We start from the raw sequence: 22,805 nt of genomic DNA on the forward strand, positions 1-22,805 counted from the left end.
CGGGGGAACTCGCGCCCTCCCGCACCGATTAAACGTTCCGAGCGAAATCAGTTCTCGAAGCGCTTGCCGACGTTTCCGACAGTCTCCTGCGTCACGAGTTGGGCGCGCGTGTCGAGATTGGCCGCCGCGATGCCGCGGTCGATCTGCAGATAGAGCTGCATAACCGGCCAGAAGCCCTGCAAGAAAGGCTGCTGCCCGAGCGCGCCGGTCAGATCGCCGCTCTTCATCGCATCCTGCTGGGCCGGGCCCAGGTCGAAACCGTAGGCGCAGATCTTGCCGGTCATTCCGGCCTGAGCGACGGCCTTGGCAAGCGCCGGCGTGAACACGTTGTTGCCGGCGAACGCGCCAACGACGTCGCCGCGCGATTCGAACAGCGTCACGATGCCGTTCACCGGATCATTCGGATTGGTGTCGATACCGGTGTTCTCCGGACCCGCGTCGACCTTGAAGGCATCAAGCTTGCCGGCATCCTTCAAGCCCTTGACGATGGCGTTGAAAGCCGAAGTGACGCGATTGTTCACCTCAATGTTGCCCATTGCGGTCGACGACGGCAGGACGATCGAACCCTTCTCGATACCCTTGTCCGCGAGGCACTTGACGAGCGCCTCGCCGGCGATTGCGGCAGCGGAGGCGTCCTGGCCGGTGTGGCCGATGCCGCTGCGGTTGAGGATCGTACCGTCAAAGGAATTGGTCGTGGCGACCGGTATGCCCTTCGCCTCGGCGGCCTTGACGATGTCGTTATAGGCGCCGACCTGGGGCGTTGTCATGATCAGCCCGTCGATCGTCGGATCCTGCACGATCTGGTTCAGGATTTCGATCTCGCGGGCCGGGTCGTCGGTCGGCGATTCCGCGCCGAGCAGCAGGACCTTGGCGCCGATCAGGTTGCCGGCGACGGTCGCGCCGACGTAGACCGGATCGAAGAAGCCATTGCCGGCAGTGTGTGTCACGATAGCGAAAGTGAGGTGACCATCGGCCGAATGGAAGTCCTTGGTACCGGGGGCCTCCTTTGCGGCTTCTTCGAAGCTGTAGCCGCCGACCGCCTTATCGACGCCGCCCGATTGTGCGTAGGCGTTCGATACGCCGAGCGATAACGCCGCGGCACACACCGCGAGCGGGAAAATATGTTTCATGATTATCCTCCCTTGCAACCAACGGTCGGAAGCCGTTCGGGCGCATTTATTCAGGGGATTCCGAATGCTTCCTCCCACCGCGTATATTCTGCCCAAAGCCTGCCCACGTAAATAGTGCTCTGGTCGGCGGAGCGTGATCCCGAACGGAAATCAGATCGACATGACGGTGTTCGAGAAGAAGTTCGACGCCGGGGCAGCAGCGATGCGGGAAGTGATGAAAACGGCGACTGCATTTGGACGGCCGAATCCGCCGCTCGCAAGCGAGGATTGATCGTTCGCTAGAAATGGGCCAATGCGAATGACTGCAATTGGATACAGTGACACGCCTTTAGGTCCGCAAATGGCGCAACCGCGACCTCCAGCGCGGTCGCCGGTAATGTCCGCTTTAAGGCAGTGGCCGAGCTAACTTCAATGGCCGAGATGCGGCGCAAAGTTGCCATCAGCGTCGTAGCAGACGGACGTCGGCCTCGGGCCGCGGAACGTCCGCTTTCGGGATGATGGGCTAGAAAGCCGACCTTATCCAAGGTAGTGCCGACCGCTTTGACGCGACGGGCGCGCGCCAAGGGCCGTATCTGACTCTATGTTCCCTTCACGATTCTCGGTTTAGTCGGTCGGCGGGATTGAGCCGCGCTCTCGAGGGTCAAGGCCAACCGCTTCTCGTCTTCAATGGCGCGATCGACGGCCTCGATTTCCTCCTGGAGCGCCTTCAACTCGGCTCCGTAGCTGGAGCCGTCGCTGTCCCCGATCTGAAAGCCACTTGCCCGCATTGCGTCGCGAGTATGGTGCACGTTACGGACTCCTTCGCGTCGAGTCGCGACCAGGATTTCCCTGAACTCTCCAAGACGTTCAACGTGATTGCGAGTCATTGCGTTCTCCTATCTCGTCGTCATCGTCGCCGTCGGCGATTCAGCACGGCTAAAAACTTACGGCGCAGAAGGTTTAAGCGACTCTAAGAGATACGCTCGACAAAGCATGAATGCGGAAGCTCAAATTTGACCGTCTTGCAATAACGTGGAGCGCGGCAGCGGGAAATTGGCTGCGGGATCGTACAGTGAAAGTCCCATGATGTTTCTCCTTTAGCCACCACGGCCGGAAGGAAACGTATGGTCGCAGAGCTCGCTTCCGGGTGGCCTGAACCGGGACGGCAGCTTCTGGCTTCCTTGGTAGTGAACGCGAACGTCCGTTCAGGGCAGCGAGCGACGCGCAGTATTTACCTTAACGTGGAAGCAGTAGAGAGATCTTGACCCGAGGTGCGAAAAAGCAACGCAAATACAGTTGATTGGTTATGACGTAGGTATTCTCGCATATGTGGTATTGGCCGTCTGGGGATTCCTGCACGCGATCCTTCGGGATGATGAAATTATGCGGCAAGTAAATGTAGCCCCCATCAATTCTGGACCGTACCGAAGAGCTAGGTATGGCGCGGCAATCGGAACCGCCGCAACACTTGAATTTCGTCAGCGGGTCAATCCTGTCTTCGTACCAATCATGGGCGTTGGCGCCTGTTGCCGCGGCGATGCACATTGCCGTGAAGATGAACCTCCGCATGGCATTCCTCAGGTATCGGCAGGCGCTGCTGGTTCGAGCGTCTATGTATATTAGTGATCCGCTAAAAATACCATTGGTCTCCGAATGACTAGGGCGTGTGCGCGCGCCGAGATGGTCCAGCAGCGTGTTGGCGATCTGTCCGTCATGCACCTGGCCAGCGGTCGGGCCGAGCACCGACGTCGGGAACGGATCGAACCCGGTGGGTTTTCGCCGACGGCTCGTTCTCAGTTCGCCTGGCCGTAATGGAGCAGTTTGAAGCAGTCGCCGCTTCCCGACTTCGACTGGGTCAGCAAGGGCTTCGCGCGGTCGATCCATTCCTGGTGCGATCTGGCATCGGCTTCGATCACATCGGCCGGTGCAAGGGCGACGAAGCCGCGCCCCTTGCTGAACAGCCAGCACGCGCGGCCGAGATGTCTCCTGCTGCTGAGGCGCAGCAGGTCGGCATCGTAGAAGATATCCAGCACCTCCTGCTTGATTTTGCGCTCCTTTTCAGGATTGGCGACCGCAGCCTCGACCGACCCGCCGCCGATCGCGTCCAGCAGATCCTTGTAGTCGAGGGCGAGCTGGGTGGTGGCATATTTGATGTCGTTCTCGTCCCGCACGATGTTGAACCACAGCGTCGGATCGAGTTCGTTGACGACGAACGAGGTTTCGAAATCGCTCGACAGATTGAGGATATCGAACGCCTGGACATCGACGTCGCGCTCGACCAGAAGGATCTCGGCTACCTGCTTGCCGAGTTCCGTTCCCTGCGCGCTGACCGCGGCGTTCGTCCCCCCAAGGTCCGGACTGACATAAGGCCCGCCTTGATCCAGCAGCTCGTCAAATTCGCCGAGCGATGCGACGACAGGGGTGCCGCGGGCAATGCGCGCCGCCAGTTTGGCCAACACCTGTTGCAGCTCCGTCTCGCGTCTTTTCTGGTCCTGATAGTTCTGCTGGAAGAAGAAGATGAACAGGGACACGCCGATGCCGATCAGGATCACGCCGAGCTGCGAAAAGATGTTGCGGTAGTATTCCAGCAGCTTTTCGCGATGGCGCACGTCGTCGCGCACACTGTGCGCCACGCGAAGATTGACGATCAGCGACAGGATCAGCAGCCCGGCACCGACCAGGATGAGGCCGCCGATGAGGAGGTAGCCATGGCCCGTGCCGAAATCCATTCGTCTGCCCCGAAACCCCAGGCTGCGCAGATTAATGCCATTTTGCTCAAATACCTATGGGTTCGTAGAGCATCGCAGCGCTCGGCAGAGAGACGTCGCGCTTCTCGGAGGACGAAGGATCTTGCCGACATGCCGCAGTTCGATCGGGAGCCTGGGCCGGCGCGCCCTGCGAGAAGCGGCCATTCCAATGCGAAAACGACCCCCCGCTGGCTCTGCCTAGGGTTGCTGCTCATACGCTGCGAGTGCCTTGGCGACGCCGGCAACGAGGTGCTCAACATCACCAGCATGTTCGAAGGCGATCCCGGTTTGCGCGAACTCCAATGGCGAATAGTCAGGCGCTATCCGCTTGACCTCCGCTATGATGCGCTGAGCTTCCTTCAGGTCGCCGAGTTGAGCGTGGCATCCTGCCAGCCTTGCCAGTCGCCAGGGAGTCTTCGAAGGCAGTTTGGACATGCTGACAAGCGCGGCCTTGTAGTCTCCAGCAGAGTATAGCGCGATAGCGCGATCCAAGTGGTACCAGTCGGGGTGGATCGGGTTGATCCGTATCGCACTGTCAAGTGCCGCGAGCGCTTCAAGAGGCCTGCCTCTCATCGTGAGCAAATACCCCATTTGCGCGATCGTATCGGCGTCATATGGATTGAGGTCGAGCGCGCGTTGAAGGTGATGTTCAGCCGCTTCGAACCGGCGGGCTGAGAGGAAAGCCTGGGCGAGAACGCGATGGCAGCGTGGCTCTTCCGGCGCCAAGGTCACCGCACACTCCGCGCGGTCGATCACTGAACCAAGCAATGCCGAGGATGCCTCAGCATAGCCACCGATGATGAGATCGGCGAGCGCGATGTAGGAATGCGCCAAGGCATAGGTCGGGTCCTTTTCGACCGCAGCCTGGAAAAGACCGCGCGCAGCCTGATTGTCATCATCACCATAACCGCGCAGCCGGGCCAGTCCACGCAGGAGAAGCTCGTATGCGGCCAGGCTGCCGGGAGGTTTTGGGGTTGCCTGCTTGATACCTGCGTCGTCGATCCTGGCGACCAGCCGGTTCACCACACGGCGGGCGATTTCTTCCTGCATGTCGAAGATCTGGCCGCCGGAGGCAGCAAAGGTATCGCTCCACAGGACTCCACCCGTCGAAGCAGCAACGAGACTGATCGTGACCCGCATGCCGTCTGCCCGGGTCGTCGCCCTGCCGCGGACCAGATAGGTTGCGCCAAGGCTGTCGCCAACGGCACGCCAATCGGAAGCGGAATCCGAGACAAATGCAAATCCGGAATTGCGCGCCAGCACGACGACCGTTCCGAAGCGAGCCAACGCATTGACAATGTCCTCGGCGAAACCGTCGACCAAGGGGGTGTCTTCCGGCGCACCTTCATTGCTGAAACGCAGCACCGCAACGCGCGGCTGTCCGGCGCGCTCTTGCTTTGGCGCATCGGGAGGAGAGAAGACGTAGCCGCGCTTGGCGACCGTGCGGATAATGGTTTGGCTTTCGTCCTGCAGCGCCTTTCGCAACTCCCTGACCGCCTGCGTCAGTGAATCCTCGGTCACAAAGACATCAGGCCACACCGCCGACATCAGTTCAGACTTGGTCGCAACACGCCCGACATTCCTGCTGAGGTAGGCTAACAGGTCAAACGCCTTGGAGCGCAGAGCAACAGGTTTCCCGTCGCACAACAGCAGCCCGCGGGCAATATCAAGCTCGCAACTGCCAAGTGCCAGTGGTACGTGCCCTGGGTTTTCTCGCGACATTGAATGCCGATCTGACCAGCTTGACCAAACGCTGCCTGATTGGGGTCCCAATCGGCGCGGACGTCAAGGGATCAGGAGAATTTGATCCGCCTTCTCCTTGGCTGGAAGCCATCCGCCTCTCCATGGCGATGATCTCGAGCATTTCGAACATTGTTCCAGGCATGGGCGCACAAGGCGACGCAGCCATGACGCTGGATGCATATTCCAGGAGTTCCTGCCGGGCGGCTTGGCGCGTGTTCTCATTCGGTGACATGTTCGACCTCATCCGGTTCGCTCTTGAGAACGATGAAGCCAAGGAACGGGCGCGTACCGGAAGATTTCTGAAATTCTGCTGAATCTCTCCTGTCGATCCACCGTACTTGCCGGGGGAAGCGGCGGCCACTTCCGCTTCCGGCACGGGCTATCGCGGCGCTGACTTTCGACCCATCGCTTTCCATTCCGTAAAAAACTTATGGTTTCGTAGATGTGCAAGGCCGATCCCGCGCGGTCGCCAAGGGCATGGCGTTTGTCTCAGCCATGCATCGAAGGCTTTTGCGCGCTGGCCGCAATGCTGTATCGAGCAGCAAGAATTCAAGGAGCCTTCGATGACTTTCAACGATGCCGCGCCGACGGGCACAAGCGGCGGAGCGACGGAAGCGGCCTCCGGCACGGCCGATGACGTGAACGACGGCACGGCGGCCGGCGATGCCTCTTGGCAGGACGACGTCCGCGCAGGCGTGCGCCATGTGCGCGATCTGGAGTCCCTGCCGTTGTCGCCGGCCGAGCGCGCGGCGGCTCAAAGCGCGGCCGCGAACCACAAGGTGCGCATCCCAAAAGCCTATCTCGACCTGATCGACTGGAATGACCCGCAAGATCCCATCCGGGCGCAGGTCATCCCGTCGCCGCAGGAACTGGCGGAGCAGGGCGGCGAGCTCGACGATCCGATCGGCGACCATGACTTCAGCCCGGTGCCGCGGCTGACGCATCGCCATACCGACCGCGTGCTGTTGTTCCCGACCTATCAATGCGCGGTCTATTGCCGGTTCTGCTTCCGTAAGGAGTCGCTGACCTCGATCGGCCGCGGCTATACGCGCGAAGCGCTCGAGCCGGCCTTCGCCTATATCGCGGACCACCCCGAAATCCGTGAGGTGATCCTGACCGGCGGCGACCCGCTCGCGCTGCCCGACAAGGCGCTGGCCGAGATCCGCGCCCGCATCGAGGCGATCCCGCATGTGCGCCTGCTGCGCATCCACACCCGCGTGCCGGTCGCGCTGCCTTCGCGCATCACATCAGGGCTGGTCGGGGCCTTACAGGGCCGGCTGATGGTCACCGTCGTCACCCATTTCAACCATTCGCGCGAGATAACGGAACCCACTGAAGCGGCCTGCCGTACCTTGCGCCACGCAGGCTTCGTGCTGCTCAACCAGAGCGTTCTGCTCAAGGGCGTCAACGACAATGTCGAGGTGCTGGAGGAGCTCTGTCGCGAACTGATGTATCGCCTTGGCGTCAAGCCGTACTACCTGCACCACGGCGACCTCGCGCGCGGCATGGCGCACCGGCGCACCACAATCGCCGAAGGCCAGGCGCTGGCCGGCGCCCTGCGCCGGCGCCTGTCGGGCATCTGCAACCCCGTCTACGTGCTGGACCTGCCGGACGGCGGCGGCAAGGTCCCGCTCGGACCGTGCCATGTCGAGGCGCGGGACGGGGAGACCTGGCGCATTCGCGGGCAGGATGGGGAGGTGAGGACGTATCGGGAGGTGGTGGGCGAGTAGGGCAGCTTTGAAAAGGTTGGGTTCGCCCCGCCCGGGCGAGGAGCCCTACTGCAGCGTCCGCGTACTCTGCCAGAACCAGATTGCCAGCGAACCGGATCGCCCACGGATTTGTGTTTCCGCAGGTCCTCTCAGAACACCGGATTTGAACAGTGCGCAGTCGCGACCGGCGGCTTGCAGCATCTTGTCACTCACCGCGACTTCGGCATTCTGCTCGGCCGCGATCTCCATCAGGCGACTGGCGACGTTGACCGTGTCGCCGGTGGCCGCGATGTGCTGACGGGCTTGGCCGCCGAGTCGTGAGGCAACGATCGTTCCGTGGTGCGCTCCGATCTTGAAGCCGAGTCGCGATGCCGTCGATGCCGGCAACGAGACCAGCCAATCGTTGGTGCGGCTGGAGAGCCGTGCACAACAGCGAGCCGCATTGAAGGCGTCATTTGCCGCTGGTTCCGGCAGGCCGAACAGGATCATGGCTCCGTCACCCATGAAGGCAATGACGACGCCACCGCAGTCTGCCGCTTCCTTGTCCACCAACGCATGAAACGCGTTCAGAAGTTCGCGCGTGGCGCTCGGCCCCAATGTTTCACTCAGTCCGGTGAAGCCGGACAGGTCGATGAACAGGATGGCGGCGTCTACCCGCACAGGTTCCTTGAGGAAGTCGCCATGTGTGGCGAGCCACTCGCCCAGGCCCGGAGCTTCAACGCGTTGCAGCAATTCGCTCTGCGTTGCGAAATATTGGGCGCGGTTCCTGCCCAGCCAAAGTTGTGCCGACCCGAACAGGAGAGCCGGCGGAACGGCAGCGGCCATCGGCAGCGCAGCACTCAGCCAGATATGGTGTGAGAAGGCGGTCATATTGACCACGAACCAGATCAACACCACGCCGGCGACCGCCGCCAGGCCGATGGCGTTTCGCCGCCATGCCAGCAGCCCGACGAGAACCATGGGCAGCACCACTGCAAAGCCGGCATCCGCAAGACGAACGGACCGGTCGCGCACGATGCCGTCGCCGGTCGCCAGATGGGCGATCGCCGTCGACATGACTTCGACGCCCGGAAGCACGGGATCGAACGGAGTCGGGAAAACATCGCCGGCGCCGGTTGCCGTCGCTCCGATCACGACAATTCGATCCTGGATGATGCCGCGATCGAGTTGGCCCTCCAGCACGGTCGCGGCGCTGATCGTGCGGATCGTGCCGCGCGGGCCGTAGAATGTCAGCGGCAGGATGTGACCGATGTCCGTCCTGACCCGGCGGCTGCCCAGCGACAGATGATCGGGCACTATGGCTGGATCCTCGCCCGCAGCCAGGGCAGCAACACGCAGGGAGAAGGACGCTTCCAGCTGATCTCCGGCCCGAAACAGCAACGGCACGGACCGGGGCGTTCCCGTCCGGTCGGTGATCACGTTGACGACGCCGACGGCGGCGGCATCCGAGAACGCTTTCAGCGGCCACAGAAACCGCTCGGCATTCGGCACGCGGGCGAGGGGGCCTTCACCCTCGGCCACTGCCCATTGTCGGCCTCCCGGGTAGACCGCTGCCGCAGCGATGACGCTTGCACTCCTGCCCAGAGAACGCGCGAGCGCCGCGTCATCGTCTTTCGCCCCGGGATCGACCAGCAGAAGGTCGAGCGCAATGGCTTTCGGCTCAAAGCGCGCGATCGTATCGACAAGCCGGGCAAGCGTGGCGCGGCTGAGCGGATAGCTGCCCTCAACGCGCACCGTTTCGTCGTCGATCGCGACAATGGTGATCAGGTCCGGTGGCTTTGCCGTTCCTCGAACGAGCGTTCGAAGATCGGTCATCGTCGCTTCGACGCGATCGAGAAACCCCAGATTGCCGCGCCAGTGCGCGAAGCCCAGGCCGGCGCCCCAAAGACCGGCCAGAATGAGCGCGATCAGCGTCGCAAGCGCTCGACCGCTCATCCTCGCTCACTGAACCAGACGAGCCATCAATGCGGAAACGCGTTTGGCCGGCCAGCGCTTGACGGTGAGTTTGCCTGTCCCTGCCTCGACGTCGACGCCTTCGCCCGGCGCCAGCACCACGCCGGCATTGGATGCCCGCCGTTGCACGGCGACGCGGCCTCTGAGGACGAAAACGGACGTCTTGCCCTGGCCGACGTCGACCGTCCATTTTGTGCCGCGCACCGCGGCGATCGCCTGCGGGGTGACGACCACGAAACCGCCCTGGGCCCCGCCGGCAGGAGCCTCGAGCAGCAGCGCCTTGCGCCGCAGTCTCACCGCATCGGCATTGCCGTTCCGATCGCGGTCCACCAGCGAAAAACGCGCGCCGTCTTCGACGATGATGGTAAGGCCTTCCTGGCACCGCAGGATCTGTCGAGAGGTTCCGGCCACCGGCTCGAACCTGCACCCCGCCTCGCTCGACTGCGCAAAGGCGGTATCCATCCAGAAGACACCGGCAAAAATGCCGGCCACCAGCCTACGGAAATATCGGCCCCTTGCGCTCATGAACCCCTCCTTGCTTCGCGAAAATCTGCGGCAGGAAAATCGTCTGCCGTCAGCCTAACGGTATGCACACGAGCCGGCACTTGCAGCGGCGTTGCCCTGAAGCAGCAGGATACCGACCGGCAATCCTAACACGACAACCTGCTCCCGCGCTAAGCCAGACGTGCGACGGGGAGGTGGGTTCACGGAGGTGGGGGGCAAGCTCGGTTCCTCGCTCGCCCGCAGGCTCCCTGGAACCGGACTCAATATCCCGCATTGTATGAGCGGGGCCTTAAGGAGTGCGCGGCGTGAAAGCTTTGTTGGGAATAGTCGGCGGCTTCGTGCTGACCCTCGCCGTCTTCGCCAGCGGCCTTGCCTTCGCCGTCTGGCTTCTCGCCGCAAAGCCCGTGCGCCAGATCACCCCCAGCGTGGGCGTCGCGGAACTCTGGACCAAGGACGCGCTCCCTGTGAATAAGGCGGCGCAGACCTTGGAGCGTATCCCGGCCGAGCAGGCTGCGATGCCTGACGCCAGAGCGGAAGCGGCCGCCGCGTCGCAGACCACCCCGGCGACGACCGACGCCATCGCGACCTCCGCCATCCAGCCTTCGACGGATGAGGAGCAGGCCTCGGCAGGACTGCCCGCCGCCCATGTCGAATGGTGCGCGAGCCGCTACCGCTCCTATCGTCCCGGCGACAACAGCTACATGTCCTACAGCGGGCAGCAGCGCCCCTGCATCTCGCCCTATCTCGACCCCGGCACTGCCGGACCCACGGCGCAACCTCCCGCCGATACCGTCAGCTACGTCGAGGCGAACGACGCTTCGATGGACGGCTACGCCACGACATATGAGACGGACGGCGCCCAGCTTTCGCCCGACCACGTGGATTATTGCTTCAGCCGCTACCGCTCCTACCGGCCGGAAGACAACACATACCAGCCTTATTCCGGTGGCCCGCGCCGGCAGTGCGAATAGGGAGTGACGGGGTGCGAAAACAACCGAATACAACCTGAAACCGGATCGAGACGTATCTGAAACATCGACGCGAGCGGGCGACATGCCTGCGAAACGCCCCGAGGGGATGGTCACCCAAGCCAGAACCCAGAGGAGTGCGCCGATGACACCCGACCAGATCCGACTTGTGCAGGACAGTTTTCGCAAGGTCGTCCCGATTCGCGCGGCTGCCGCCGCTCTGTTCTATGAGCGCCTGTTTGCGATCGACGAAAGCCTTCGGGCGCTGTTTCCGGTGCGGGACATGACCAAGCAGGGCGCCAAGCTGATGGCTAAGCCTGGGTTTCGTCGTGCATGGACTGGATCGTGCCGAGACCATTCTGCCGACCGTGCGCGAACTCGCCAAGCGGCACGTCACCTATGGCGTTGAAGAGCATCATTACCCGATCGTCGGGCAGGCGCTGATCGAGACGCTGGCGGCCGGCCTCGGCCCCGCCTTTACCGCGCCGGTGCGCGAGGCCTGGGAAGCCGCCTATGGCCTGCTCGCGAGTGTCATGATCGCGGCCGCCCGCGAGGACCAGCTCGCGGCGTGACGTACGTGATGGGCTGCGGCCGAAGGCGGTTCGTTTCGCCCATTCCAACGGAGCGGGCATTCAACCGCCGAACTCTTCATCGAGGACGCGCAAGCCGTCCTCGTATTTTGACGTCGAGGCACCAATCTGGCGTGCCTGCCAGAGATTGTCGGCAAGGTCTGCGCGCTTGACCGCGAGTGCCACCGGATTGGCGGCTGCCCTGCGTACGAAAGCGAGATCTTCCTCTTCGGGTCGTCGGGTGAGCGCGTCAACGGCCGATACGATCGATAGTCCGAATCCTGCCTCTTCGAGCCGGTCACGGCTCCAGCCCTTACTCTTCTCGAGAACGTCATGCAGGTAGGCGACAGCCTTCTGGTCAATCGTTTCGACCGCGTCGGCAACCCGGTGGCAATGCTCGATATAGGGTTGCCCCGTTTTGTCCGTCTGCCCGGCATGGGCTTTTTCGGCGATCTTTGCCGCCTGGTAGAGAACGCTCATGGCCTCGATCCTGTATCCGCCTCTTGGATTTAACTGGGAATTGCGCCGCGGGTTCCACGCGTCCGATGGCTCGCCACGTTCAGGGTCCGCAGTTGCCATCCCGTAGGAACGAAGGGCGGTGCGTCGCGTTTGAGGCAGCGGAGGGCCGCATGTGTGGCGAGATGGTCATTGTCGAACGGCTGCGTATCGCCGTAGCCGTCGCGCGAGCGACATCCTGATGTCAGCGCCAGGACTGGCCTATGGCCCGTTGGGTGACAAATGCGTGCACCTTTGCGTGGACATGCAGCGGCTGTTTGCGGAACCATCGCCCTGGGCCACACCTTGGATCACCCGTGTGTTGCCGCGGATCGAGAGCCTTGTCGCGCGCCGCGCCGCGCAAACCGTCTTTACCCGCTTCCTGCCGGCACAGAAACGAGGCCAGGGCATCGGCACCTGGAAGCGCTACTACCAGCGTTGGGCGTCGATGACATTGGAGGAGATCGGTCCCGAGATGGTCGATCTCTTGCCTTCTCTGGCGCGGCACTGTCCACCCGCGACCATCATCGACAAGCATATCTACTCGCCCTGGTTCGAGGGCAGGGTCACGAATTTTCTGGCAAGGCGGGGCATCGACACCCTGGTAATCACCGGCGGCGAGACCGACGTGTGCGTGCTCGCCACTGTGCTCGGCGCCATCGACCTCGGCTACCGCGTGGTGCTGGTCACGGATGCGCTGTGCAGCTCGTCCGACGCCACGCATGACGCATTGCTGACCGTCTATCACCAGCGCTTTGCGCAGCAGGTGGAAACGGTGGAAATGGAGACGATCCTGTCGAGCTGGACTTGATGCAAGGCTGAGATTCCCGCTTGCCGTACTCGTCAGGAGCGAGCGAATCCGAAGAGCTTCGCATCGGTGTCCTCGGCACCGCCGATTGCCGACAAAACGATCTCCGATGCGATTTGCGAAAAGGTGATGCCATTGCCACCATAGCCCATGACTGCATGAACGCGCGGGTGCCCGGGCAGCGCACCGATATAGGGCAGCCCCGTTGTCGTCGTGCCAAACGAACCGGTCCAGGCAAATTCGGGGGTGGGATCGAGCTGCGGCAACAGCCGCGATAGCTTTGCGGCCAGTCGTTCGGCCTTGCCGGGGATGAGCCGATCGCGATCTCCCTCATCGGCGAAGTCTTCATCCTCGCCGCCGCAGAGGACGCGGCCGTCGGCTGTCGATCGGACGTAGAGGTATGGCTCTGATGCCTCCCAGATGAGAGCGGCGCCCGGCCAGATGTTTCTTGGCTGCCGCTTTGTGGCGATGGCCCAGGTAGAGACGATGCGATGCGCCGTCGACGGGATGATGTTGGTCAGCTCATAGCCGGTTGCCAGCACCAGATGTTGCGCTGTGATCGTCGGGCCATGCTTGGTACCGACGACGACTCTTTCGCGATCGTGGTCGATCGCCGTCGCCTCGACCGGTGCATAGAAGCCCGCTTTGCGTGCCAGCGACCGCAGCAGCAAACCCGCGGTTAGCTTGCGCGGGTCCAGCGCGAGATTGCCATGGCTGAGAATGGCGCCGGCGCGATCAATGCCGAAACCTTCCGCCAGGGCCTGACGGCTCAAGTAAGTTGCAGCGATTCCGGTTCGTTGGCGGGCCTCTGCCTCGGCGCGCAACGCGGATGGCCGAAGCACATTGCCGGCCAGATAAAGCGCGGGATGGCAGGTGAGGTTGCAGTCGATCGCCAGTTCGGCGATCCGCCCTTGCAAATTGAGTACGGCCAGGCGCGACCGGCGCCATGCCTGCTCGGCATCGGCCTTTCCCCTCATCGCCGAAAGTTTTGTGAGCGGCTGGTCGAGCTCGAATTGCACCAGGGCCGTCGTGGCCGAGGTCGATCCGTCCAGCGGTCCGCGCCGGTCGATGCAGATCACCGAATGGCCGGCGCGCGTCAGTGCTTCGGCGGCCATGGCGCCGCTGACGCCCATTCCGACGATCAGTACGCCGGTGCTTACGTCCCGCGTCAGTTTTTCTGTCGGCACCGATGGCGCGCGGTAAGAAAACCAGACAGGCCGACCGCTCCTCAGGTCGAGTTTGCGCGCCACCAACTCCTCCAGCACCTGGACGCAATGAGCGTCCGGTGATCGCTGGCTATCGCGCTAGAGGCGCCCGAGAACAACCAGAATGATGATGATGAGCAGCACCAGACCCAGCCCGCCGCCGCCATAGTAGCCGGTGCCATAGAAGGGCCCGCCGCCAAGGCCGCTGAAACCACCAAGCAAAATCAGGATCAAGATGATGATCAGAATCGTGCCGAGACCCATGGATGTTTCCTCTCTCCAATGAGCTCGCCTATCTTAGCGAGGACCGCGACGCCGAGGCGACGAAGCAGGCGGTCGAGGCCGAGGGCCGGCGCTGCCTGGCGCTGCGCGGCGATGTCGCCAGCCGCGCCTTCTGCCGCCGCGCGGTGGAACGGACGGTGAAGCAGTTCGGCGGTCTCGACGTGCTGGTCAACAACGCCGCGTTCCAGGTGCATTCGGTCGATTTCACCGACCTTACCGAGGAGCATTTCGACACCACGCTGAAGACCAATCTCTACGGCTATTTCCATATGGCGCAGGAGGCGGTGCCGCACATGAAGCCGGGTTCGGCCATCATCAACACCGGCTCGGTCACCGGCATCGACGGCTCGAAGCATCTGGTCGACTATTCCATGACCAAGGGCGGCATCCACGCCTTCACCCGTGCGTTGTCGGGCAGTCTCATCGACAAGGGCATCCGCGTCAACGCGGTGGCGCCGGGGCCGGTATGGACGCCGCTCAACCCGTCGGAGAAGGAGGCCGAGGACGTCTCGGTGTTCGGTGCGAAGACGCCGATGAAGCGCCCGGCCCAGCCGGAGGAGATCGCGCCGGCCTATGTGTTCCTGGCCTCGCCGCAATGCTCCAGCTACATCACCGGCGAGATCCTGCCGATCGTTGGCGGGTATTGATCCGGGTTGGGTCCTGAAAATCGCGCCGCTCACTCAGCATTCAAGGGCGGAACCCTATGCCCCATGACAGGGCTCGACTCCGTGCGGAAAGAATTTGGTTTCGTTTGGAACAAGGCGGGAGACTGGCTGTTTCCTAAGACCTCATGTCGAGGCGAGGGAACAACCAGGAAGGACCAACCCCATGGCGACCAAGGCTGCATCGAAGGGTCTGAATGAACTCTTCCACGACACACTCAAGGACATGTATTTCGCCGAGAAGAAGATTCTCATCACGTTGCCGAAGATGGCAAAGGCGGCGCAAAGCGAGGCTCTGAAATTGGCATTCGAAAAGCATCGCAATCAGACCGAAGAGCATGTTGCTCGCCTCGAGGAGGTCTTCGAGGTGATCGACAAGAAACCGGCTGGCAAAACCTGCGCCGCCATCATGGGCATCACCGAGGAAGGCGCCGAGATCATCAAGGAATATAAGGGTTCGCCGTCTCTGGATGCCGGCCTCCTGGCGGCAGCACAGGCCGTCGAGCACTATGAGATTTCGCGCTATGGCACGCTGCGGACCTGGGCATCCGAACTCGGACTGACCGAGGCGGTCAATCTCCTGGACCTGACGCTGATCGAGGAGAAGGAAACCGACGCGGCACTCACCGAACTTGCCGGATCGGCCGTCAACATGGCGGCGGAAGCCGCGTAACGGCAACCAGCCATCCCCTCTCTTGTCGTCCCGAGCCCTGGTGATCGGTCACCAGGGCTCGGAGAACGACTTTCAATCGAATGGCTCCGGAAGGGCGCTCATATGCCGGAGGCACTCGTGGAATCGCGCAAATTCCTTGGATCGTTCTGCCGCGCTCGGCGTTTCAGAAAAAGCTGAAATGGAGGAACGGACAATGGGCGACGATCGGCTGGAAAAGATCAATCAGCGTGCCTATGAAATCTGGGAACGGGAAGGCCGGCTGTTCGGCAATCACGAGCGGCACTGGAACCAGGCCCAGGCGGAAATCGACCGCGAGGCCGCCTTGCCGATGACGGCGGGCGACGCCCTGCCGGAAACCCGCGAGATCGCCAGCTCCGACATTCTGACGGTCGAGGAACTCGCCATGCGCACCGGCATATCGGGCGACGAGGCGCGGGAGCTGATCGACAGGCTGGGCAGTGACCGCGCGGCGATCGAGGCAGCCGCGCGCAGCCTCAAGGCGCGACGGCGGCTCTAGCTTCGGGCTGCATTGAAGCGAACAGCCGGGCCGCGTCAGCGGCCCCCTCTGTCGGGCAAGCCCGCGTCAGCGGCCCCTCTGTCGGGCAAGCCCCGCGTCAGCGGCCCCTCTGTCGGGCAAGCCCCGCGTCAGCGGCCCCTCTGTCAGGCGGGCCCCAGCGGCCTTCGCCGTCATGCGGGAACAGGTGAGCGCCGAAGCGCGTTGACCTCTGTCAGGAGACAAAAAAATGTCTGTCCACAAGACGACTGTGCACAAGGAAGACTACCGGACAAATCGGGCCGACTACCTGATTGCGAGGTCGCCGATCCCAAAGGTTGAGCCCAAGCCGAAGAGGCGACCGTCCCGGCCTGATGATTTGCGCTCGGCCGGGGAGAACTCTTCGCAGCCATTGGCGAGATCGCCCCCGCGCCACTAGCCGCCTTGTCCGGAGCATCAAAACAAGGCCCGCTGGCTGAATCGGTTTCGAGGCGAACGCGACAGATGATCAGGAAACTCAAATCCGGAAAGTAGGCTCTATTCGCGCAAGAAGGACGAAAAGACCGGCCGCCGCCGCAACCTCAGCACCGTCGACACCCGCGAGGCCGCCGAGGTGCAGTATTTCAAGCGGCATTGAGGGGAAATCATGCCGGCGGCTGGCGCGTACTATGCGCCGCTGACGACACCCCGAATTGTCATGCCGCGCGGCCGCGTCGGCATGACAATTTTCGCCACGTTGCTGGCCTCCTGCAGGCTTCCCGAATCTTTGGCTTCGATGTTTCTCAAGCGATCTTGACGCGCCGCGTCACCTGGCCATTGCTCTCCCAATATGTGTGCTTCTTGGCGATCAAGGGGTCGTCCATTGCTGGTTGAATCTGTCCCGTGGTGCTGACCGCGCGCGAGGTCACCGTGTGTTCTCCCGGCGAGGGGTTTGCCCAGGGCAGGGACCAGATTTTCCAGGCGTGTTCGGCCTCCTCACTGTGGTCGATGGTCGCCGGCGCCCAGGGCGCTTGATCGATTTGCACTTCGACCCGGTCGATCGGTGCCCCCCAGGCTGCCCCGACGATGGCGTAGTCCGAGCCTTTCCGGGTGACCTTCGCGGGTGCCGACTTTAGCAGCGCCCGGCCCACCGAGGTCTCGGCCCATACGGTCTCGCCATTGTGGTCTTCCTCCCGGATGGTGACATAGTCGCGGGCCATCATAACGCTCATGAACCTTGTGTCGCGAACCTCGATGCGTTTCAGCCACTTGACGTTGGCGATGCCGTACCAACCCGGAGCAATGAGCCGCAGCGGGAAACCATTGGGTGCCGGCAAGGCGGCGCCGTTCATTTCATAGCAGAGCAGATTGTCGGGGTTCATCGCGTCGGCGAGCGACATGCTGCGCGCGAAGTTCTGCTTCATCTTGACGTCGCGTATCGGGACCTCGCTTTCGTCGGTCCCGAAAAAGACGACCTCGATGCCCTGATCCAGCACGCCGGCTTCCTCGAGGATCGACGCCAGCGGCGTCCCTGCCCAGCGGGCATTGCCGATGCCGCCGGTGAAAAAGGGAAAACCGTGGTTGCCCGAGCATTCCACTGTGAAAACGACCTCCTGGCGCGGCCGCGCCCTGATGTCGGCGAGCGTCAGCTTCAGGGGCCTCTTGACCATGCCCCCGATCTCCATGGACCATGTCTTCTCATCGATCGTCGGTCGATTGAAATGCGAGATGCTGAAGAACTTGTCGTTTGGCGTTATCCAGCTATTCAGATCCTCCCAGACAAGCTGGCTCTGGATGCCTACCGGATCGGGATTTTCGGTCGGCTGGTCCAGCCACGGAACGACGTCCTCGCCCGCCTGTGTTGGAAATGCGTAAGCTCGCGAGGCACGGAGAGCAGCGATTGCGACAAGAGCCGCGCTTCCTTGAATAAGAAGTTCTCTACGTTGAATTCTATGCATGTTGTTTACCTCCCAGTTGATCCGGAACAGGCTGCAACGTGCGTTAGGCCGAAGCCTGATCACGGATAGGCGACACAATGAAAATTCTGCCCAGCCGGAAGTATCCGGATAGGTCAGACAATCACCGACGCACCTCAAGCATGTGAAGTGTTGAGCGAAACTCTAGCTGCGTTTCGCAATCTAAGAGTGCGCCCTTGAAAAGGAAGTGTCCACAACCTGGACGGGACATTGTAACTTTGTGGCAGAGCGATGTCCGGCCCAGGAAAGCACGGCGGTCAGGGGCGCGCTGCTCCACGAGCGCGCCCTTTCGCGCGATCGAGTTTCAGCGCGAGGCCGACGACCATTTCCACCAAATGATCTCGTAGCGAGCGCTGCCCGTCCACGGTGTAGAGCGTGCTGCCAAAAATCCGCGAGAAGGTGGCCTGGTTGGAAACGTTGAAGAAGCTCGACGCACTGATGTGCCAGTGCAGTTCAAGAGGCGACACGTCTTCACGGAAAAGGCCATTGGCGCGCCCGCGTCGGCAAATCGCTTCAAGCTTCTGAATAGCCCCTGCATTCAACAGCCTGATCAGCTCAGACTGTTCGAGATACACGCCATGATGGATGTTTTCGATCATCACGATCCTGATGAAATCCGGATGGCGGCTGTGATGATCGAAGGTGAACTCGGCGAGACGCTTGAGTGCCTCGACCGGCGGCAGGTGATCAAGCTCCAGCTCCTGCTCGCCAGTTCGCACCTGCCGGTAGGCTTCCTCGAGGACCCGGCCGTAGAGCCGTTCCTTGTCGCCGAAATAGTAGTAAATCATCCGCTTTGACGTGTGCGTCTTTGCCGCGATCTCGTCGATGCGCGCGCCCGACAGGCCGTTTGCGGCAAACTCGGTCATCGCCACCGCGAGTATGTTCTTTTGAACGCCGGCGGGATCCTGCTTCCACCCGCTGCGGCCGCCCGCCGGCACCTTCTCGTGCAGCCTCATCTCGTCACTCATGTCCGCTCCTCGCAAACGTGGCATCGGCACAGAGCCTAGCAAATTAACCGAATAGTACAAAGTTGTTGACGTAATTAACTGACTGGTACAAAGTTGGGTCCAGTTCGATTTGGGAGGATCGTTTGGCCTTGTTGGCCACCGCCACTGCAGAGAATTGGGGGAAGTCTCCCAATTCGCGCCGCATATTGGTCGGCTTGCTCGGGCGTGGAATTCAGCTTTCCCGGACGCCCGCTATGCACGAGGCGGAAGGCCGCGCCCAAGGACTCTCCTGCGTTTATACGCTGCTCGATACGGAAACGATGGGCGAGACCGCCCCTCCTTTGGGAGATCTCATCACCTTTGCCGGGCACTTCGGCTTCACCGGCTTTAACGTCACGTTCCCCTACAAACAGGAAATCATCCCGCTGCTCGACGAGCTTTCCGAGGCGGCCGAGATCCTTGGCTCGGTCAACACCGTGGTGTTCCGGGGCGGTCGGCGCATCGGCCACAACACCGACAAGTGGGGGTTCAAGGAGAGTTTTCGCCACGGGCTGGCCGGACAGAAGCGTCGGGAGGTGCTGCTGCTGGGAGCCGGTGGCGCCGGCGCCGCGGTGGCCCACGCCTTGTTGGAAAGCGGCGTCGAGACGCTGCTTGTAACCGACTTACAGGTCGATCGGGCCGAAGCGCTGGCGTCCCGGCTCAGGTCGGCCGGCGGCACGCAAAAGGTGGAAGTCATCTCGGACCTCGCTGCGGCCTCCGGTCGCGTAGACGGCATCGTCAACGCGACACCGGTCGGGATGGCAAAGTTGCCCGGCATGCCGATCGCCGCCGATCTGTTGCGGCCGGAGTGCTGGGTCGCCGACATCGTCTACCTGCCGCTTGAAACGGAACTGCTCAGGGAGGCGCGGCAACGGGGCTGCCGCACGCTCAGCGGCGAGGGAATGGCCGTGTTCCAAGCCGTGCGGGCTTTTGAACTTTTCACCGGGCTCGCGCCCGATGTTGAACGGATGAAGTCGGCGTTTGCCGCCTTTGGGAGGGGCCGTGACCCAGCCGACACAGGACTTGGACAATAGCCAACAGGGAGGAAAGAACATGACCTTAAATGCCACACGCCGGGAACTCCTGGTCGGGGCGGGCGTGCTCGCCACGACGGCAGCCTTTCCGGCGCTCGCCCAGGACAAGCCGAAGCTGCGCTTCTCGGCCGTGTTCTCCGAACAGGACATCCGCGCCGACATGATGAAAATGTTCGCTGACGCAGTCAAAGACGACTTCGTCTTTGAGGGCTACTACGGCGGCAATCTGTTCAAGCAGGGTACCGAGCTCGTCGCCCTGCAACGCGGCAATCTCGAGATGGGCAACATCGCACCGCAGGATATCTCCAAGCAGATCCCGGCATGGTCGATCGTCACCGCGGCCTATTTGTTCCGCGACGCCGCGCATTTGAAAACCTTCTTCGCCGGCGATCTCGGCGCAGAGATGAAGAAGATGACCGAGGACCAGCTTGGCGTGCGCGTGCTCGGGCCGACCTATTTCGGCGCCCGGCAGATCGGCCTCAAGCCGGACAAGAAGATCACCACGCCGGCCGACATGGCGGGCATCAAGCTGCGCATGCCGGGTGGCGACGCCTGGCAGTTTCTCGGCACCGCGCTCGGCGCCAATCCCGTCGCCATGGCCTACGCCGAGGTCTACACCGGGCTGCAGACCGGCGCGATCGACGGCCAGGACAATCCGCTGCCGAACGTCGAGAACATGAAGTTCTATGAGGTCATGTCGCAGATCGTGCTGACCTCGCACCTGGTCGGCTTCGATCTGCTGACCGTATCGAAGAAGGTGTGGGATGACATGGGCGCCGACAAGCAGGCGAAGTTCCAGGCCGCCGCTGACGCCGCCATCGAATTCAGCACGCAAAAACACCTTGCGCGCGAGAAGGAGCTGGTCGAGCTGTTCAAGGGCAAGGGTCTCAAGCTCTACGAGCCCGACATCGCTGCGTTCCGCAAATACGCTCAGGAGAAATACCTGTCGTCGGATCTCGCCAAGGAATGGCCGGCCGGCATGGTCGACAAGATCAACGCGCTCTAAGCCGGGAGGTGCGGCGGGCATTGCCTTGCGCCGCGCCTCCTCATTCTAAAAATGGCTTTCACAGGCGGAGAAGCCCGCGTGAACCCTTCGCTCCGAAACCTTGGCCGCTGGCTATACCAGCGCGCCGAGAACGTCCTCGCCGTCATGTTGGCCGCAATGTTCGCCGCCTTCCTGCTGCAGATCGTCTTTCGCTACCTGCTCAACATGCCGATCGGCTGGACCAACGAAATCAGCGTGATCCTGTGGATCTGGCTGGTGCTGTGGGGTGCAGCCTTCGTTGTCCGCGAGGAGGAGGAGATCCGCTTCGACCTCTTCTACGCATCGGCCCCACCGCGCGTTCGCCGCATCATGTTCCTCATCGCGGCCGCATCGCTGATCGCGCTCTACGCGATTTCCTTTCCTGCCGTGCTCGACTACGTGACGTTCATGAAGGTCGAAAAGACCGCCTATCTGAAGATCCGCTTCGACTGGCTGTTCTCGATCTACATCATATTCGTCGTGGCTATAATTGTCCGCTACCTCTGGCTGTCCTGGCAGGCCGTGTTCGGCAAGGCGCCAAAGGAGTTCGATCCTACCAAGGCGGGGTCGGGCGTATGAATTTCGCCAGCCCGTTCTCGATCTCGGTCGTCGCGATCACCGTGCTTGCCTTCCTCGGGCTGCCCATCGGGCACTCGATGATCGCCGGCTCGATCCTCTATCTGCTGCTGGCAGGGCTCGATATGGGGACGGCGGCCGAGCAGCTCGTGAACGGGATGTACAACAACTACATCATCCTCGCGGTGCCGCTGTTCATCCTGGCTGCGGAGCTGATGAACATCGGCTCGATGACGGAACGCCTGCTGCGCTTCTGCGATGCCGTGGTCGGCCGGTTCCGGGGCGGGCTTGCCTACGTCAACGTCGTCCAGAGCATCATTTTTGCGGGCATGTCGGGATCGGCCATCGCCGATGCTGCCGGCACCGGCAAGATGATGCAGATGATGATGACCAAGGACGGCAAGTACACGCCGAGCTACGCAGCGGCGCTGACGGCCGTGACCTCGGTCATCGGGCCGATCATCCCGCCGTCGATCCCCATGGTCATCTATGCGCTCGTCTCCGACGCCTCGATCGGCTACCTGTTCCTCGGGGGTGTCATCCCCGGCCTGTTGATGGCGGCGGCGCAGATGGGGATCGTGGCATACCAGGCGCAGCGCAACAACTTTCCGGTCGAAGCGCCGACACCGCTGCGCGAACTGCCGGGCATTACCTGGCGTGCCTTCCCCTCGCTTATGATGCCGGTCGTCCTGCTCGGCGGCATCTACACCGGCGTCACCACGCCGACCGAAGCGGCGGCCGTGGCTGCGGCCTATGCCCTGGTCATCTCCGTCGTGCTCTACCGCAGTGTCAGCTTCGCCGACTTCTACCATTCCGTGCTGGCCAGCGCGCGCACCTCGGCCTCGATCGGCATGCTGATCGCCGGTGCCCTGGTCTTCAATTATGTGGTCACCGTCGAGAACATCCCGGAATCGATCAAGGCCATTCTCACAAGCTGGGATCTGTCGGCCATCGGCTTCCTGATCCTGGTCAATATCCTGCTCCTGCTGCTCGGCTGCGTGCTCGAAGGCACCACGATTCTTCTCGTGATCGTGCCCGTCCTCATCCCGACGGCGCGCGCGCTGGGCATCGACATGGTGCATTTCGGCGTGATGGTGGTGGTCAACATCATGCTCGGCCTGGTGACGCCGCCATACGGTCTGCTGCTGTTCATCATGACGAGGATCGCCGAAGTGCCGCTGAAGGACATTGTCCGCGACGTGCTTCCGTTCCTGTGGGCGATGATCGCTTCGCTGGCTCTCATCACTTTTTTCCCCGAACTCGTGCTCTGGCTGCCCCGGCTGCTGGGCTACCAGGGCTGATCGAAGACA

Annotated in this window: 22 protein-coding genes and 1 pseudogene; 12 read left to right on the forward strand and 11 right to left on the reverse strand. The window is 62.3% G+C overall.

The window, feature by feature from the left end; all coding sequences use genetic code 11:
* Positions 1-47: 47 nt before the first annotated feature.
* The 4 genes from DH08_RS22985 to DH08_RS23000 all read right to left on the reverse strand — a co-directional run bounded on the left by DH08_RS22985 (position 48) and on the right by DH08_RS23000 (position 5,578).
* Positions 48-1,130 carry a substrate-binding domain-containing protein gene (locus DH08_RS22985; RefSeq protein WP_120019063.1) on the reverse strand — a complete coding sequence of 361 codons (1,083 nt, stop codon included), beginning with the start codon at positions 1,128-1,130 and terminating at the stop codon, positions 48-50.
* 578 nt (positions 1,131-1,708) lie between these two features.
* Positions 1,709-1,996, reverse strand: coding sequence for a hypothetical protein (locus DH08_RS22990; RefSeq protein WP_192181458.1), 288 nt, complete (start codon positions 1,994-1,996; stop codon positions 1,709-1,711).
* Between the two features lie 906 nt (positions 1,997-2,902).
* Complete coding sequence (locus tag DH08_RS22995) at positions 2,903-3,838, reverse strand: hypothetical protein (protein ID WP_192181459.1); 936 nt, start codon at positions 3,836-3,838, stop codon at positions 2,903-2,905.
* A gap of 216 nt (positions 3,839-4,054) precedes the next feature.
* Positions 4,055-5,578 carry a winged helix-turn-helix domain-containing tetratricopeptide repeat protein gene (locus tag DH08_RS23000; protein ID WP_192181460.1) on the reverse strand — a complete coding sequence of 508 codons (1,524 nt, stop codon included), beginning with the start codon at positions 5,576-5,578 and terminating at the stop codon, positions 4,055-4,057.
* On the opposite strand from DH08_RS23000, the gene DH08_RS36555 reads away from it, so the two are divergent.
* On the forward strand, positions 5,578-5,913 hold the full coding sequence (locus tag DH08_RS36555; protein WP_246800966.1) for a hypothetical protein: 336 nt from the start codon (positions 5,578-5,580) through the stop codon (positions 5,911-5,913). The genes DH08_RS23000 and DH08_RS36555 overlap by 1 nt on opposite strands.
* Positions 5,914-6,162: 249 nt before the next feature.
* Positions 6,163-7,329 (forward strand): KamA family radical SAM protein, encoded by a 1,167-nt coding sequence (locus tag DH08_RS23010; RefSeq protein WP_192181461.1) that lies wholly within the window; start codon positions 6,163-6,165, stop codon positions 7,327-7,329.
* A gap of 45 nt (positions 7,330-7,374) precedes the next feature.
* Here DH08_RS23010 and DH08_RS23015 read toward each other — a convergent pair whose 3' ends face one another.
* Together DH08_RS23015 and DH08_RS23020 are read right to left on the reverse strand one after the other, a co-directional pair.
* Positions 7,375-9,243 carry a CHASE2 domain-containing protein gene (locus DH08_RS23015; RefSeq protein ID WP_192181462.1) on the reverse strand — a complete coding sequence of 623 codons (1,869 nt, stop codon included), beginning with the start codon at positions 9,241-9,243 and terminating at the stop codon, positions 7,375-7,377.
* Between the two features lie 6 nt (positions 9,244-9,249).
* Complete coding sequence (locus tag DH08_RS23020) at positions 9,250-9,786, reverse strand: FecR domain-containing protein (protein WP_192181463.1); 537 nt, start codon at positions 9,784-9,786, stop codon at positions 9,250-9,252.
* Positions 9,787-10,070: 284 nt separating this feature from the next.
* Between DH08_RS23020 and DH08_RS23025 the strand changes: the two genes are divergently transcribed.
* Together DH08_RS23025 and DH08_RS37485 are read left to right on the forward strand one after the other, a co-directional pair.
* The gene (locus DH08_RS23025; RefSeq protein ID WP_192181464.1) at positions 10,071-10,736 is read left to right on the forward strand and encodes a BA14K family protein; all 666 of its coding nucleotides are present in this window, start codon (positions 10,071-10,073) and stop codon (positions 10,734-10,736) included.
* Between the two features lie 326 nt (positions 10,737-11,062).
* Complete coding sequence (locus tag DH08_RS37485) at positions 11,063-11,305, forward strand: globin domain-containing protein (RefSeq protein WP_428338966.1); 243 nt, start codon at positions 11,063-11,065, stop codon at positions 11,303-11,305.
* Positions 11,306-11,365: 60 nt separating this feature from the next.
* On the opposite strand, the gene DH08_RS23035 is transcribed toward DH08_RS37485, so the two are convergent.
* Positions 11,366-11,782, reverse strand: a complete 417-nt coding sequence (locus DH08_RS23035) for an HD domain-containing protein (protein ID WP_192181465.1) — start codon at positions 11,780-11,782, stop codon at positions 11,366-11,368.
* Between the two features lie 217 nt (positions 11,783-11,999).
* On the opposite strand from DH08_RS23035, the gene DH08_RS23040 reads away from it, so the two are divergent.
* Complete coding sequence (locus DH08_RS23040) at positions 12,000-12,608, forward strand: cysteine hydrolase family protein (protein WP_192181466.1); 609 nt, start codon at positions 12,000-12,002, stop codon at positions 12,606-12,608.
* A gap of 32 nt (positions 12,609-12,640) precedes the next feature.
* Here the strand turns inward: DH08_RS23040 and DH08_RS23045 are convergent, their stop codons facing one another.
* Complete coding sequence (locus tag DH08_RS23045; RefSeq protein ID WP_192181467.1) at positions 12,641-13,855, reverse strand: FAD-dependent oxidoreductase; 1,215 nt, start codon at positions 13,853-13,855, stop codon at positions 12,641-12,643.
* Positions 13,856-13,909: 54 nt separating this feature from the next.
* Positions 13,910-14,074 (reverse strand): DUF3309 family protein, encoded by a 165-nt coding sequence (locus tag DH08_RS23050; protein ID WP_192181468.1) that lies wholly within the window; start codon positions 14,072-14,074, stop codon positions 13,910-13,912.
* Between the two features lie 23 nt (positions 14,075-14,097).
* Between DH08_RS23050 and DH08_RS23055 the strand changes: the two are divergent.
* From DH08_RS23055 to DH08_RS23065, 3 genes and pseudogenes are all read left to right on the forward strand, one after another.
* A pseudogene (locus tag DH08_RS23055) lies at positions 14,098-14,739 on the forward strand (SDR family oxidoreductase); the annotation flags it as partial.
* Positions 14,740-14,920: 181 nt separating this feature from the next.
* Positions 14,921-15,427: a YciE/YciF ferroxidase family protein gene (locus tag DH08_RS23060; RefSeq protein WP_192181469.1), complete on the forward strand. Its 507-nt coding sequence runs from the start codon at positions 14,921-14,923 to the stop codon at positions 15,425-15,427.
* Between the two features lie 193 nt (positions 15,428-15,620).
* Positions 15,621-15,944 (forward strand): DUF2934 domain-containing protein, encoded by a 324-nt coding sequence (locus tag DH08_RS23065; RefSeq protein ID WP_192181470.1) that lies wholly within the window; start codon positions 15,621-15,623, stop codon positions 15,942-15,944.
* A 758-nt stretch (positions 15,945-16,702) separates the two neighbouring features.
* On the opposite strand, the gene DH08_RS23070 is transcribed toward DH08_RS23065, so the two are convergent.
* Together DH08_RS23070 and DH08_RS23075 are read right to left on the reverse strand one after the other, a co-directional pair.
* On the reverse strand, positions 16,703-17,857 hold the full coding sequence (locus DH08_RS23070; protein WP_192181471.1) for a sulfite oxidase: 1,155 nt from the start codon (positions 17,855-17,857) through the stop codon (positions 16,703-16,705).
* A 275-nt stretch (positions 17,858-18,132) separates the two neighbouring features.
* A complete protein-coding gene (locus DH08_RS23075) occupies positions 18,133-18,843 on the reverse strand; it encodes a TetR/AcrR family transcriptional regulator (RefSeq protein WP_192181472.1) in 711 nt (236 codons plus the stop codon).
* 131 nt (positions 18,844-18,974) lie between these two features.
* Here DH08_RS23075 and DH08_RS23080 point away from each other — a divergent pair, with 131 nt between their 5' ends.
* From DH08_RS23080 to DH08_RS23095, 4 genes are all read left to right on the forward strand, one after another.
* Positions 18,975-19,895: a shikimate dehydrogenase gene (locus DH08_RS23080; RefSeq protein WP_246800980.1), complete on the forward strand. Its 921-nt coding sequence runs from the start codon at positions 18,975-18,977 to the stop codon at positions 19,893-19,895.
* A 19-nt stretch (positions 19,896-19,914) separates the two neighbouring features.
* A complete protein-coding gene (gene dctP / locus DH08_RS23085) occupies positions 19,915-20,901 on the forward strand; it encodes a TRAP transporter substrate-binding protein DctP (RefSeq protein WP_192181474.1) in 987 nt (328 codons plus the stop codon).
* 78 nt (positions 20,902-20,979) lie between these two features.
* The gene (locus tag DH08_RS23090) at positions 20,980-21,498 is read left to right on the forward strand and encodes a TRAP transporter small permease (protein ID WP_345892437.1); all 519 of its coding nucleotides are present in this window, start codon (positions 20,980-20,982) and stop codon (positions 21,496-21,498) included.
* Positions 21,495-22,796: a TRAP transporter large permease gene (locus DH08_RS23095; protein WP_192181476.1), complete on the forward strand. Its 1,302-nt coding sequence runs from the start codon at positions 21,495-21,497 to the stop codon at positions 22,794-22,796. Before DH08_RS23090 ends, DH08_RS23095 begins: the two co-directional genes overlap by 4 nt.
* Positions 22,797-22,805: the final 9 nt, after the last annotated feature.

This window comes from Mesorhizobium amorphae (assembly GCF_014843845.1).
Lineage (GTDB): Bacteria > Pseudomonadota > Alphaproteobacteria > Rhizobiales > Rhizobiaceae > Mesorhizobium > Mesorhizobium amorphae_A.